Below are 13780 nucleotides of genomic sequence, written 5' to 3' on the forward strand. Positions count from 1 at the left end.
AATCACCTTCGGTTGTCTTCTAAGCCATAACGGCTATACATGCACCAAGGAGTTCAAAACCTCTTGAACTCGGTGGATGGGAGGGCTCGTGGGAGGCAAGCAGCCAGACGAATCCGCGCCGGCGGTGGCCGGGAAGGAGACGGGCGCGCGGCGTGTGCTCCGAGCCTTCCGTCCCGAGGGCACGCGGGTGCGTGCGGGCTCGGTGGAGGTGGGTGGACCGGGGTTCGTGGTGATGGCGGGGCCGTGCGCCGTCGAAGGTCTGGAGCAGGTGGACCGGACCGCCGCCGCCGTGGCCCAGGCGGGCGCCCACGTGCTGAGGGGTGGCGTGTTCAAGCCCCGCACCAGTCCCTATGCGTTCCAAGGAATGGGCGAGCCCGGCCTGCACCTGCTGGCCGAGGCGGGCCGTCGCCACGGGCTGCCCATCATCAGTGAGGTGATGGAGACCGCGCAGATTCCCTTCATGGCGGAGTCCTCGGACATCCTCCAGGTGGGCGCGAGGAACATGCAGAACTTCTCGCTGCTGCGCGCGCTGGGCAAGGTGCGCCGGCCGGTGTTGGTGAAGCGGGGCCTGTCGGCGACGCTGCAGGAGTGGCTGCTGGCGGCGGAGTACGTGCTCGAGGGCGGCAACGAGCAGGTGATGCTGTGCGAGCGGGGCATCCGGACGTTCGAGACGGAGATGCGCAACACGCTGGACCTGGCGGCGGTCGCCTGGGCCAAGCAGCGCACGCACCTGCCCGTCATCGTCGACCCGTCCCATGCGACGGGGCAGGTGGACCTCATCCTGCCCATGTCCCTGGCCGCCGCGGCGGCGGGCGCGGACGGGCTGCTGATTGAAGTCCATCCCCGGCCCGAGCAGGCGCTGTGCGATGGGAACCAGGCGCTGACGCCGGAGCGCTTCCAAACGTTGATGCAGCGGCTACCACCCGTGCTAGACGCGGTGGGTCGACATCTTTGGCGGCCGGAGAGTCCGGCCCAGGTCGTGAGGGCGAGATGAGCACCGAAGTCCGTCAGATGTTCTCCTCCATCGCCACGAAGTACGACGTGACGAACGAGGTCCTGTCGTTCGGCATCCATCGTCTGTGGCGACGGACGGCGGTGCGCCTGAGCCAGGCGAAGCCGGGGGACAGCGTCCTCGACTGCGCCTCCGGCACGGGTGACCTGGCGCTCGCGTTCAAGCGCAAGGTGGGCGCCACGGGCCACGTGATTGGCACCGACTTCTGCGCGGAGATGCTGGAGAGCGGCCCCGCCAAGGCGGCGAAGGCGGGGCTCCAGGTGGACTTCCAGGTGGCCGACGCCATGGACCTGCCCTTCGAGGACAACCGCTTCGACGTGGCGTCCATCGCCTTCGGCATCCGCAACGTGGATGACCCGGTGAAGTGCCTGAGCGAGATGGGCCGCGTGGTGAAGCCGGGCGGCCGCGTCGTCGTGCTGGAGTTCGGTCAGCCCACGGGCGTCTTCGGCGCGCTGTTCCGCTTCTACAGCAAGACGGTGATGCCCACGGTGGGCGGCCTGCTCACCGGCAACCGCGCGGCGTATGAGTACCTGCCCCGCACGTCGGCGGCGTTCCCCGCGGGGGAGCGCTTCCTGTCGCTGATGGACCAGTCCGGCGCCTATGCGGAGCGAAGCGCGCATCCGCTGACGTTCGGAACGGCGAACGTGTATGTCGGCCTCGTCCGCTGAGCCGCGGCAACACCTCGTCGAGAATGTCCTCTCCTCGGTGGATCCCCGGCTCAGGCCGGCACTGAGGGACGCCCTCACGCGCCCGGGGCCCACGCCCCGTCCCGCTGCGGGGCAGACCGTGGTGCTGGGTGGCCACCGGGGCGCCGGCAAGTCCACGCTGCTGCCCCGCGTGGCCCGGCTGCTCGGGCGCACGGGCGTGGACCTGGACGCGCACCTGGAGAAGACGCACGGACGTCCGCTGCGCACCTGGGTGGCCCAGGCCCCCGCCGAGTTCCGCGCCGCCGAGCGCCGCGCGCTGCTGGAGCTGCCCCCCGGGGGGCTCGTGGCCGTGGGCGGCGGGTTCCTGTCGCATCACCCGGACGCGCTCGCCGGCACCTTCACCCTCATCATCCCCGTGACGTTCGAGACCTACCGCGAGCGGCTGCTCACGGACCGGACGCGCCCCCGGCTGCGACCGGAGGTCTCCCTGGAAGAGGAGATCGCCTCCATCTTCCGCGAGCGCGAGGCGCTGCACGCCCGCGTTCCCACCGTCGCCCTGGTGGACTTCCTCCGGGGCTGCCTGCATCCCGAGGAGGTCTTGTGACGCCCGCCCGGCGCATCGTGACGCTGCCCCCCACCCTGCTCGGCCCCGACGCCGTGCACTTCGCCCGGGGGTGCCAGCGTCGCGGCGCCGACGTGCTGGAGATTCGCACCGACCTGCACGCCCCCGACGCCGTGGACGCCGCCGCGCTCGCGGACGTGCTCCCGCTGCTCGTGTCCGAGCGTGGCAAGCCCCTTCCTCCCGCCTGGGTCGCCGCCGCGTGGCGCGTGGACCGGGACCTGATGGACGCCACCGGGCAGAAGGGCCCGCTCGACGCGCCCTCCGGCAAGCTGCTCGCGTCGCACCACGCGGACCGGCAGCTCACCACCGATGAAGCGCTCGCGCTGTGGTCGCGCGAGCTGCCCGCCGACGCGCTGGTGAAGCACGTGGAGCCCATGACGGACCCGGCCCACCTCTCCGTGCTGCTGGAGACGCAGCGACAGCTGGGCGAGCGCTTCGGCGTGTCGCGCGTCACCGTGCTCGGCATGGGCGCGGTGGCGCTGCCGGCGCGCGCGGTACTGGCGCGCAACAACCTGCTCGACTACGTGGCCGCGGGCGGCTCCTGGGCCGCGGCGCCGGGACAGCGGCTGCTCGACGACGCCGTGCGCGAGTGGAGGGGCGCGGACCGCACGACGCTCCCCGCCCCCCTGCGCCTGGGCATCTTCGGGACGGCCATCACCCACTCCCGCTCGCCCCGCATCCACCGCCAGCCTTTCGACCGCATCGACCTCCCCGAGGACGGACCCGTCGAGGCGGTGCTCGACTCGCTCGTGCCCCACTACGGCGGCTTCGCCGTCACCAGCCCCTTCAAGCTGCGGCTCGCGAAGCACACCGGCTCGTCGCTGGACGCCATCAACACCCTGGTCCGCCGGGGCTCCCAGTGGGAGTCCTTCAACACCGACACCGAGGGCGCCCGGAAGGTCCTGGAGCGCCTGGACGCGAAGGACGTCGTCATCCTGGGCGACGGCGGGGCGACCTCCGCGCTGCGCACCGTGGCCGCCGAGCGTGGCCAGGCGCTGCGAGTCCTGCGGCGCGCCGACATCCAGGGGCCGGTGACGGGGGCCGTCGTGTGGACCTGGCCGGACCGGGTGGCTCCACCGGATTCCCTGCGATTCGAGCGAGCACGCGTCGCGGTGATCGCGTACGGTGCGCCCGGCCGACGCATCGCGGCGGAGATCACGCGGCGCGGCGGAACCCCGGTCCTGCTGGGTGCGGCGTGGTTCGTCGCGCAGGCCCGGCGACAGCGCCAGCTCTGGGAGACCGCGACATGAACACCTTCGGCGTCCTCTTTCGCTTGACGACCTTTGGCGAGAGCCACGGCCCCGCGCTCGGCGCGGTGGTGGACGGCTGCCCCGCGGGTGTGCCGCTGACGAGCGCTCGCATCCAGGCCGCGCTGGACCGCCGCCGCCCGGGCCAGTCCGCGCTCGTCACACCCCGCAACGAGCCGGACCAGGTGGAGATCCTCTCCGGTGTGTTCGAGGACAAGACGCTCGGCACGCCCATCGCCGCCATCGTCCGCAACACCAACCAGCGCTCCGGTGACTACAAGGAGCTCAAGCAGGTGGACCGGCCCGGCCACGCGGACGCCGTGTGGCGCGAGCGCTACAAGCACCGCGACCACCGCGGCGGCGGGCGCACCAGCGGCCGCGAGACGCTCTGCCGCGTCATCGGCGGCACCATCGCCGAGGCGTACCTGGAGCGGGACATGCCCACCCTGAGCACCGTCGCGTACGTGTCCCAGGTGGGCGACCTCGTCGCCTCCGTGCCCGCCCCGGGCCTGACGCGCGCCATGGTGGACGCACACCCCACGCGCTGCCCCGATGAGGCGGTGCGCGAGGAGATGTCCCGCCGCATCCTCGCCGCCAAGGAGGCCGGAGACAGCCTGGGCGGCTCCATCGACATCCGCGTGGAGGGCCTGCCGGTGGGACTGGGCGAGCCCATCTTCGGGAAGATCAAGGCGCTCATCGCCCAGGCCCTGGGCAGCGTGGGCGCCGTCACCGGCGTCGTCTGGGGACCGCCGGACCTGATGCAGCGCATCGGTCAGCCGGGCACCCGGTTCCACTCCGTGAAGGACGTCTACGGCGGCATCCAGGGCGGGCTCACCAACGGCGAGCCGCTCCAGGTCCGCGCCTACTTCAAACCCCCAGCGACGCTGGCGGACCACGCGAAGGGTGGCCGTCACGACCCGTGCATCATGCCCCGCGCCGTCCCGGTGCTGGAGTCCATGGTGTCCCTGGTCATCGCAGACCTCGTCCAACAGATGAACGCACGCCCCAACACCCTATGACCCCCTACCCTCCCGGCGCCTACCGTCCACCCAACGATCGCTGGGGACCCTTCACCCGACTCGCCAGGCGCCTCCCCGAGGGAAGCCTCGCGGTGGTGGACCGCACCGTCGCCAGGCTCCACCCGACGCTCCTCCCCGCGCTCGAGGCCCGCGCGCCTCGCGCCATCGTCCAATTGGTGGGCGGTGAGAGCGCCAAGAGCTTCGCGGCGCTGGAGAAGGTGCTCGCCGCGGGCCTGTCCCTGCCGCGCTCGGGCACGCTCGTCGCCGTGGGCGGCGGCACCGTGGGAGATGTCTCCACCGTGGCCGCGCACCTGCTCAAGCGCGGCGTGCGGCTGGTGCAGGTGCCCACCACGTTGCTCGCCGCCGTCGACAGCAGCCTCGGCGGCAAGGGCGCGGTGGACCTCACCGTGAAGGGCCGCGTGGTGAAGAACCCCGCCGGCGTCTTCCACTACGCCGACGAGTCGTGGATCTGCCCGGAGCTGTTCGCCTCGCTGTCGCCCACGCAGGTGCGGGAGGGCTCGCTCGAGGCGTGGAAGATGGTCATCAGCCTGGATGCGGCCCTGTTCCGCCGCTACACGCGCACGCCCCCCGCGCTGGAGAGGCTGGTCAAGCACGCGCGCGGGCTCAAGGAGAAGGTCTGCGCCCAGGACCCGTACGAGTTCCAGGGCCTGCGCCGGGTGCTCAACTTCGGCCACACCTTCGGCCACGTGCTGGAGAGCGTGTCCCACTTCAAGCTGTCGCACGGCGACGCGGTGGGGCTGGGCATCCTGCTGGCCCTGGACGTGGGCCGCCACCTGGGCGTCACCCCCGAGCCCATCGCCGCCCAGGCGGAGGCCGCGCTGGAGAACGGCCCCGGCGTGCTCGGCCGCGAGCGCGTGGCCCAGCTGCTGCGCCCCGCATCGCTCAAGACCATCACCACCCTGCTCGACGCCGACAAGAAGGCCGGCGCCAAGGGCGAGCTGCGCATGGTGCTGCTGACGGCCATCGGCGCCACCGAGGTCCGCGACGTGGGCCCGGAGACGTGGCGCGCGCTGTGGCCCGCGTGGACGAAGGGGGTGCGCCCGTGAGCGCCAGCACCCATCGCATCGTGGTGGAGACCTCGGGCCTGAAGGCTTCGCCCCTCACGCCGCCCGTGTCCAAGTCGGACGCGCAGCGGGCGCTGGTGCTGGGCCACCTCACCGGCTCCTGGCCCCTGCCCTCCGTGCAGGCCGAGTCCGACGAGGACCTGCCCGCCGACGTGCGCGTGCTGCGCCGGGGCGTGGAGGCCCTGCGCCTCCCGGCCGGCCCCGTGCGAGACGTGGACTGCGCCGACGGTGGCGCCCCGTTCCGCATCCTCGCCACCCAGGTCGCGGTGACGCCGGGCGCGCGCGTGCGCCTCAGCGGCACCCCTCGCCTGGGCGAGCGTCCCCACGGGCCGCTCTTCACGTCGCTGAAGGACGCGCTCGGCCCCGCGGGGCTCACCCTCACCGAGGGACAGCCCTGGCCGGTGGAAATCACCGCGCCCACGGACACGTCCTCCGTCGAGCCCGTGTTCCGTGTCCCCGGCTCGCAGAGCAGCCAGTACGCCTCCAGCCTCCTGTTGGGCTGCGCGGCGCTGTCCCTGCGCGAGCGCCGCGCGTGGAGCGTGGACATCGAGGGCACGCTGACGAGCGCGGGCTACCTGGACCTCACGCTGACGTGGCTGGAGCGCTTCGGCTTCGAGCTGAAGAAGTCCGCCTCCCGCTACACCGTCTCCGGCCACACCCCGCCGCCGAGCGTCCCCACGCTCCCGGGCGACTGGTCCTCGCTGGGCTACCTGCTGCTCGTGGCCTGGAAGGCCGGCGGCACCGTGGAGCGCGCGGACACGGCCAGCGCCCATCCGGACCAGGCCATCCTCCGGCTCATCGAGCAGGTGGGCTTGAAGACCGAACCCGCGTCGGAGGCGCACGTCCTGAAGGTGACGGGACGGCCCACGGGCGGCCTGCGGGCCTCGGGCAAGGAGTGCCCGGACCTGTTGCCGACCCTGGCGGCGCTCGCCTGTGTGCTCCCCGCGCCCTCCACGCTCACGGACGTCGGAATCCTCCGACTGAAGGAGAGCGACCGGTTGGAAGGCATCCGGGACCTGGTGACGGCCTTCGGCGGCAAGGCGGAGCTGGAGGATGACACCCTCCTCGTGACGCCCCCGTCCACGCCGCCCGCCCGTTTCGAGATGGACAGCCGGGGTGACCACCGGCTCGCCATGACGGCCGCGACCCTGAGCGTGCTGTCCGGAGTGACCCTCGTCCTCACCGGCCCCGAGTGTGTCGAGAAGAGCTTTCCGGGCTTCTGGCGTCAGCTCACCCGCTCGGGCGTCCGCATTTCAGCGTCCCCGTAGGAAACATCAGTGTCTCCCTCACCGACTTATCGTTCTTTTTTGTTGAAAGCGATCTGCGCCCTGTGAAATCTCCGCCCATGCCCAAGGACACGCTGACGATCACCGACAATCGGACCGGCAAGACGTACGAGGTCCCGGTCGAGCACGGCTGTATTCGCACCAACGCCCTCCGCCAGATCAAGGTCTCGGACGATGACTTCGGTCTGATGGGCTACGACCCGGCGTTCCTCAACACCGCGAACTGTAAGAGCGCCATCACCTTCATCGACGGTGACAAGGGCATCCTGGAGTACCGCGGCTACCCCATCGAGCAGCTGGCCGAGAAGTCCAGCTATCTGGAGGTCGCCTACCTCCTGCTGAACGGTGAGCTCCCCACCCCGAAGGAGCTGGAGCAGTTCGTCCACCTGGTGACGCACCACACGTTCGTGCACGAGAACGTGAAGTCCTTCATGGACGGGTTCCGCTACGACGCGCACCCCATGTCCATGCTGGGCTCCACCGTGGCCGCGCTGTCCAGCTTCTACCCGGACGCGAAGAACACCAAGGATGCGCTCAGCCGCCGCATCCAGATCACCAGGCTCATCGCCAAGATGCCCACCCTGGCCGCGTTCTCCTACCGGCACACGATGGGCCTGCCCTACATCTACCCGGACAATGACCTGTCCTACGTCGCCAACTTCCTGGCGATGGTGAAGCGCATCGGCACCACCACCTACAAGGTGCACCCGGTGCTCGAGCGCGCGCTCGACGTCCTCTTCATCCTGCACGCGGACCACGAGCAGAACTGCTCGACGACGTCCGTGCGCACGGTGGGCTCGTCGGAAGTGGACCCGTACTCGGCCGTCACGGCGGGCATCGGCGCCCTCTACGGCCCGCTGCACGGCGGCGCCAACGAGGCGGTGCTGCGCATGCTGCGTGAGATCGGCCACATCTCCAAGGTCCCGGACTTCATCAAGTCGGTGAAGAGCGGCGAGGGCGAAAAGAAGCTGATGGGCTTCGGCCACCGCGTCTACAAGTCGTACGATCCGCGCGCCAAGGTCATCAAGCGCGTGGCGGACGAGGTCTTCGAGGTGACGGGCAAGAACCCGTTGCTGGAGCTGGCCGTGGAGCTGGAGCGCATCGCGCTGCAGGACGAGTACTTCGTCAAGCGCAAGCTCTACCCGAACGTCGACTTCTACTCCGGCCTCATCTACGAGGCGATGGGCTTCCAGGCGGAGATGTTCCCCGTCCTCTTCGCCATCCCCCGCACGGTGGGCTGGTGCGCGCAGTGGGAGGAGATGGTCCTGGACTCCGAGCAGAAGATCGCCCGTCCGCGCCAGGTCTACACGGGCCAGAAGCGCCGGGACTACGTCCCCATGGACAAGCGCGCCGCGAAGTAGGCCGCGGTCCTCCGTGAGGTGAGAAGGGGCGAGGGACCCAAGAGGTTCCCGCCCCTTTCTGCTTGCGGGCCACCCTGCCCCGCACCGCCTCAGCCCGTGTGGGCCGCGCCGAGCTCCGCGTAGAGCGACTCGATGAGCGCCACGTGCTTCTGCTCCACGGCCTTGCGGCGGACCTTCAGCGTGGGCGTCAAATCACCGGCGTCCACGGAGAGCTCCTGCTCCAGCACCGCGAAGCGCTTGATGGTCTCGAAGCGGGACAGCTTCGGGTTGATGTCGCGGTCCAGCTTCTCCTGGAGCAGCTGGCGCAGGCGCGCGTCGCGGGCGAGCGTGCCCACGTCCTCGGGCCAGCCCTTCTCCTTCGCCAGGGCGCGCACCTTCTCCACGTCCAGCGCCAGCAGGGCCACCAGGTAGTTGCGCCGCTCGCCCACCACCACCGCGTGGCCCACCGCGGGCAGCGACTTGAGCAGCTCCTCGATGTTTCCCGGGGCCGTCTTCTTCCCGCCAGAGGTGACGATGATCTCCTTCTTGCGGCCGGTGATGTGCAGGTAGCCCTCGCCGTCCAGTTGCCCCACGTCCCCCGAGTGCAGCCACCCGCCCTCCAGCAGCTCCGCGGTGGCCTCCGGGTTCTTGTAGTAGCCCATGCACACGTTGCCGCCCTTGACGAGGATCTCCCCGTCCTCGGCGATGCGCACCTCCACGCCGATCATGGCGCGCCCCACGGTGCCCAGGTGCGTGGCCTCCTGGGTGTTGACGGTGCCGGGGCCGGACACCTCCGTCATGCCCCACACCTCGTGGATGAAGATGTCGATGGAGGCGAAGAACTCCAGCACCTCCCGGGCGATGGGCGCCGCCGCGGTGGCGAAGAAGTCCACCCGCTCCATGCCGATGCGGGCCTTGAGCGGCTCGAACACCAGCCGCTGCGCCAGCTTGTACTGCGCGTCCAGCGTCACGGGGATGCGCTCGTGGCGCTGGGCCCGGGAGTGGTACTCGGACGCCACGCCGCGCGCCCAGGACACGATGCGGCGCTTGAGCGGGGGCTGGGAGCGCAGGCCCTCCTCCGCCTTGGCCCGGAACTTCTCCCACACGCGGGGCACGCCGAAGAAGAACGTGGGGCGCACGTCCTTGAGGTTGCCCGGCATCGCCTCCACCGAGTCGGCGAAGTACACCTGGACGCCGAGCATCAGCGGGCTGTGCAGCGAGATGACCTGCTCGGCGATGTGCGACAGCGGCAGATACGAGAGGATGACGCCGTCCTGCTTGCCGAACTCCACGGCCATGATGAGCTGGCGCGACGTCCAGGCGATGTTGTGGTGGCTGAGCATCACCCCCTTGGGGTGGCCCGTCGTCCCGGAGGTGTAGATGAGCGTACACAGCGCCTCCGGCTGGAGCGCATTGACGCTGTCCCAGTAGGGCTTGTCGTCCACGCCCGTGCCGCGCGCCAGCACCTCCGAGTAGCGCCACACGCCCTCGGGCAGGGGCCCCTCCGGCACGTCCAGGGCGATGATGTGGCGCAGCTTGGGCAGCCGGGCCTTGAGCGCCAGGCCCGTGGCCAGGTGCTTCTCGTTCTCCACGACGAGGACGGTGGCCTCACAGTGGCCCAGGATGTACTCGAGCTGCTCGAGCGCGCTGGTGGTGTACAGGCCCACCGGCACCCCGCCCATGGCCATGGCGGCCAGGTCCGCGACGTGCCACTCCTCGCGGTTGAAGCTGATGATGCCCAGCGGCTGGCCCGCGCCGTAGCCCAGGCTCCTCAGGCCCAGGGCGAAGGCCTTGACCTTCTGGGCGTACTCGAACCAGGAGGTGGGGACATAGGCGCGTCCTCGACGCGTCCAGAGGGCCGGCCGATGCTCATGCTGCGCGGCCCGGTCATGGAGGGCATGCACCATCGTCTTCGGGAGGTCCATCCGACGGACGCTACCGGATGTAGGGCCCTCACCACCACGCCCCCTTTTCGCGGACGTTGACAGCTGGTTGGAGGGCTTTGTATGCCGCGCCCGACCATGAGCATCGACTTCACCTGCCAGAAGTGCGAGGCAAGCTTCGAGCTTGACGTTCAAGACCTCATCGAGGGGACGGAGAAGATCGTCTGTCCCCACTGCGACGCGAAGGCGCCCGCGAATCTCACGGAGGACTTCGTCGCCGCGCTCTCGGAGATGCGCGCGCAGATCGCCGTGCTCGACAAGAAGTTCGCCGTCTCCATGACGCTGGAGTCGGAGGACGTCGCGGACACCCTCGACGACGAGGATGAAGACGAGGACGAGGACTCCGAGGACGAGGATGACGACCTCGACGAGGATGAGGACGAGGACGTCGACGACGAAGAGGACTACGACGACGAGGACGAGGACGACGAGCGCCGCTGACGTTCGCTCCCTTGCCCTCCGGGCGGCCGGTTCGTGGCGCCCAGGGCAACCGGGCGGAAGCCGTACCCTCCCGACAGGGGTGCGGGTGCGTAGCTTCAGGGTGTGAGAACACCCAACCGCGCCACTTTCTTCTTCGCCCCCCTCTCGGCGCTGTTGCTGGCGCTGGGGGGGACGTTGCTGCTCCCCGCCTTCACGGCGCCCGGTGCTGTCGCCGCCACCCTGCCTGGCGCCACCGAGCAACCCTGCATCACCGAGCACGGGGGCGACCCCAAGGCCTGCTCGGAGCTGGTCGAACTGGAAGTCCAGGACGTCGTGCCGCTGATGGAGGCCCAGACGCACGCGGTGGTCCTCACCACCAAGGATCGCCAGGTGGTGCTGCCCGTCTTCGTGGACGAGGCCTCCGCCGTCTCCATCGCCTTCCGCCTGGCCAAGCGCGAGCCGCCGCAGCCGCTGGCCCAGGACCTCCTGGACAACGTGGTGGACGAGCTGGGCGGCAAGGTGACGGAGGTCCGCATCGACGACCTGCGCGACAACGTCTACTCGGGCCGCGTCTTCCTGGAGCAGGGCGCGAAGAAGATGACGCTGGAGGCCCGACCCTCGGACTCCATCGCCATGGCGCTCACCAGCCACGCGCGCATCCGCGTCACGCGCAAGGTGCTCACGCTCGCGGGCATCAGCCGCGAGGAGATCGAATCCCTCCAGGAGGGTGGCCCCGGCGTGGGTGGCAGCGGCCCGGGAGGCCTGATGGACGAGCCCGCCCCGCTGCCTCCTCCCGGCATGCCCGCCCCGGGCAGCGCGCCTCCCATCGACATGGACGCGGAGGTGCTGCCGCCGGGCCACCCGCCGCTGGGCGCGCCCAAGGGCTCGGGGAAGACCCTCGAGCTGTGACGCGCCCCGTTGGACGCGAGAAAGCCCGGCCCCCCCTCCCAGGGAAGCCGGGCTTTCTTGCTGAAGCTCGGTACTTGGACGCGAAGAGTTAGTCCCCCGAGCGCGAAGCTGTCAAGCCACGCACCCGGGCGCCTAGGATGCGCGCACCTATGCGCAAGGCGAAGATCATCTGCACCCTGGGGCCCGCAACGAGCTCGCTGGAGGCCATCGAGGGCCTCATCCGCGCGGGCATGAACGTGGCCCGGCTGAACTTCTCGCACGGCACGCATGACGAGCACCGCCACCGGGTGTCCCTCATCCGCAAGGCGGCCCAGCGGCTGAAGCTGCCGGTGGCCATCCTCCAGGACATCCAGGGGCCGAAGATCCGCCTGGGAAAGTTCGAGGGAGGACAGCTCGTGGTGAAGCCGGGCCAACGCGTCACGGTGACGACCCGGGCCGTGGTGGGCCAGGGCTCCATCATCCCCACCCCCATCAAGTCCCTGGTGAAGGACGTGGCGGCCAGGGACGCCATCCTGCTGGACGACGGCCGGGTGCGCCTGCGGGTGCGCAAGGTGTCCGGCCAGGACGTGCTGTGCGAGGTGGAGGTGGGCGGCCTGCTCAAGGACCACAAGGGGTTGAACCTGCCCGGCTCGCCCATGTCCGTGCCCACGATTACCGCCAAGGACGAGGCGGACCTCGCCTTCGGCCAGGAGGTGGGCGTGGACTACGTGGCGCTGTCCTTCGTGCGCACCGCCGAGGACATCCACCGCGCCCGCAAGCACGTGGCGAAGAACAAGACGCCGCTCATCGCCAAGATTGAGAAGCCCCAGGCCGTGGAGCAGTTGGAGGCCATCGCCCGCGCCGCGGACGGCATCATGGTGGCGCGCGGGGACCTGGGCGTGGAGATGCCGCTGGAGCAGCTGCCCGCCATCCAGAAGCACATGGTGAAGGTGGTCAACCAGATGGGCGGCCTGGTCATCGTCGCCACGGAGATGCTGGAGAGCATGGTGGGCAACCCGCGCCCCACGCGCGCGGAGGTGTCCGACGTGGCCAACGCGATTCTCGACGGCGCGGACGCGGTGATGCTGTCGGGCGAGACGGCCGCGGGGCGCTACCCCACGGAGGCCGCGGCCACCATGGCCCGCATCGTCGAGGAGACGGAGCGCGGCGTGACGCGCCACCAGCACCACTCCCCCTTCGAGCGCTCGGAGGATCTGGGCACGGGCGTGGCGGCGGCGGCGGTGGCGGCGGCCGGTCAGCTCAACATCGGGACGATTGTCGCGTACACGGAGAGCGGCCACACCGCGCGCCTCATCTCCGAGTTCCGCCCCAACGCGCGCATCATCGCGCTGACGCCGAGCGAGACCACCGTCAACCGGATGTCGCTGTACTGGGGCGTGACGGGGCTGCAGGTGCGCCGGGTGCGCTCCACCGACGCGATGCTGGGCCAGGTGCGAAAGCTGTGCCTGCGCGAGGGCATCTGCGAGGAGGGCGCGCCCGTCGTCGTCGTCGCGGGCGTGCCGCTCAACATCCCCGGCAACACCAACCTGATGAGCATCCACCGCGTGTGAGCGCGGTGGACGCGCGTCGTCAGAGCACCTTCTGCTCGAAGTCGTAGATCTTCTCGACGGAGAGCTGGCGGTAGCGGTCCATGTTGAGGGCACGGCGGGCGCACTCCCAGACGAGCTCGTTGGGGGTGCGCTGCGGCTCCTTCTTCTTGCGGCGTTTGACTTCGGCCTTGATGGACTTCAGCGCCACGCGCGGGTGGTAGCAGAAGGCGGCGGAGAACAGCAGGTGCCCGCCGAAGGGGATGAGCCGGGCCTCCAGGATGTCGCCCGTCTCCAGCCCCGCGATGTGGCGGCGCTCCGTCACGTCGAAGTCCTTGCCCGAGTACAGCTCGCGCAGCCGCACCAGGCCCTTGGCCAGCTTGCGGACCTCGAAGAGCCCGTGGACCGTCTCGGTGAAGCTGCGGAAGGCGTTGGCCTCCTCGGGCGGGGTGTTGGCCAGCCGCTGCTCGTAGAACTCCGCGGCCGGCGTCTTGCCAGTGAGCGGCGAGACGCGGTCGTAGAGGTAGAAGTCGAGGAACGACGCCATGCGCAGCTCGAAGAGCTTGTCGTCCTCGAAGACCTCTCCCGTCAGGCGGAAGTACTCCGCCTTGGCCGCGAGGAGGTCCTCCTTCCGGGACTCCGCGCTGCCGAAGGCGATGAGCTGGTCCAGGTACGGCTGGTAGGAGAGCGGTGACAGCGGGGAGTCCATATTGGGTGGTAGATC

13 protein-coding genes are annotated in these 13780 nt (G+C 70.2%); 11 read left to right on the top strand and 2 right to left on the bottom strand.

The genetic code is table 11. The features are described 5' to 3' along the window. Positions 1-88 precede the first annotated feature (88 nt). The 8 genes from aroF (at position 89) to K8625_RS20310 (ending at position 8279) form a co-directional block, all read left to right on the top strand. Positions 89-994: a 3-deoxy-7-phosphoheptulonate synthase gene (gene aroF, locus K8625_RS20275; RefSeq protein WP_223747448.1), complete on the top strand. Its 906-nt coding sequence runs from the start codon at positions 89-91 to the stop codon at positions 992-994. After that, positions 991-1680, top strand: coding sequence for a bifunctional demethylmenaquinone methyltransferase/2-methoxy-6-polyprenyl-1,4-benzoquinol methylase UbiE (ubiE, locus tag K8625_RS20280; protein WP_141323327.1), 690 nt, complete (start codon positions 991-993; stop codon positions 1678-1680). Before aroF ends, ubiE begins: the two co-directional genes overlap by 4 nt. A 37-nt stretch (positions 1681-1717) precedes the next feature. Then, complete coding sequence (locus K8625_RS20285) at positions 1718-2263, top strand: shikimate kinase (RefSeq protein WP_223747446.1); 546 nt, start codon at positions 1718-1720, stop codon at positions 2261-2263. Next, positions 2260-3531, top strand: a complete 1272-nt coding sequence (locus K8625_RS20290) for a shikimate dehydrogenase (RefSeq protein WP_223747445.1) — start codon at positions 2260-2262, stop codon at positions 3529-3531. The genes K8625_RS20285 and K8625_RS20290 overlap by 4 nt, the downstream gene beginning before the upstream one ends. Beyond that, positions 3528-4547, top strand: a complete 1020-nt coding sequence (gene aroC / locus K8625_RS20295; RefSeq protein WP_223783637.1) for a chorismate synthase — start codon at positions 3528-3530, stop codon at positions 4545-4547. Before K8625_RS20290 ends, aroC begins: the two co-directional genes overlap by 4 nt. Next, on the top strand, positions 4544-5614 hold the full coding sequence (locus tag K8625_RS20300) for a 3-dehydroquinate synthase family protein (protein ID WP_223783638.1): 1071 nt from the start codon (positions 4544-4546) through the stop codon (positions 5612-5614). Before aroC ends, K8625_RS20300 begins: the two co-directional genes overlap by 4 nt. Beyond that, on the top strand, positions 5611-6900 hold the full coding sequence (locus K8625_RS20305) for a 3-phosphoshikimate 1-carboxyvinyltransferase (protein ID WP_223783639.1): 1290 nt from the start codon (positions 5611-5613) through the stop codon (positions 6898-6900). Before K8625_RS20300 ends, K8625_RS20305 begins: the two co-directional genes overlap by 4 nt. A gap of 77 nt (positions 6901-6977) precedes the next feature. Beyond that, positions 6978-8279 (top strand): citrate synthase, encoded by a 1302-nt coding sequence (locus K8625_RS20310; protein ID WP_223747441.1) that lies wholly within the window; start codon positions 6978-6980, stop codon positions 8277-8279. An 89-nt stretch (positions 8280-8368) separates the two neighbouring features. Here K8625_RS20310 and K8625_RS20315 read toward each other — a convergent pair whose 3' ends face one another. After that, on the bottom strand, positions 8369-10183 hold the full coding sequence (locus K8625_RS20315; RefSeq protein ID WP_223783640.1) for a long-chain fatty acid--CoA ligase: 1815 nt from the start codon (positions 10181-10183) through the stop codon (positions 8369-8371). Positions 10184-10264: 81 nt separating this feature from the next. Between K8625_RS20315 and K8625_RS20320 the strand changes: the two genes are divergently transcribed. The 3 genes from K8625_RS20320 (at position 10265) to pyk (ending at position 13080) form a co-directional block, all read left to right on the top strand. After that, positions 10265-10642, top strand: coding sequence for a hypothetical protein (locus tag K8625_RS20320; RefSeq protein ID WP_194869028.1), 378 nt, complete (start codon positions 10265-10267; stop codon positions 10640-10642). Positions 10643-10744: 102 nt separating this feature from the next. Further along, a complete protein-coding gene (locus K8625_RS20325; protein WP_223783641.1) occupies positions 10745-11530 on the top strand; it encodes a bifunctional nuclease family protein in 786 nt (261 codons plus the stop codon). Positions 11531-11679: 149 nt separating this feature from the next. Further along, positions 11680-13080, top strand: coding sequence for a pyruvate kinase (pyk, locus tag K8625_RS20330; protein WP_223747438.1), 1401 nt, complete (start codon positions 11680-11682; stop codon positions 13078-13080). A 19-nt stretch (positions 13081-13099) separates the two neighbouring features. On the opposite strand, the gene K8625_RS20335 is transcribed toward pyk, so the two are convergent. Then, on the bottom strand, positions 13100-13765 hold the full coding sequence (locus tag K8625_RS20335) for a hypothetical protein (protein ID WP_223747437.1): 666 nt from the start codon (positions 13763-13765) through the stop codon (positions 13100-13102). Between the last annotated feature and the right edge of the window lie 15 nt (positions 13766-13780).

Source organism: Myxococcus sp. AS-1-15, assembly GCF_020037055.1.
GTDB classification, from domain to species: Bacteria; Myxococcota; Myxococcia; order Myxococcales; family Myxococcaceae; genus Myxococcus; species Myxococcus fulvus.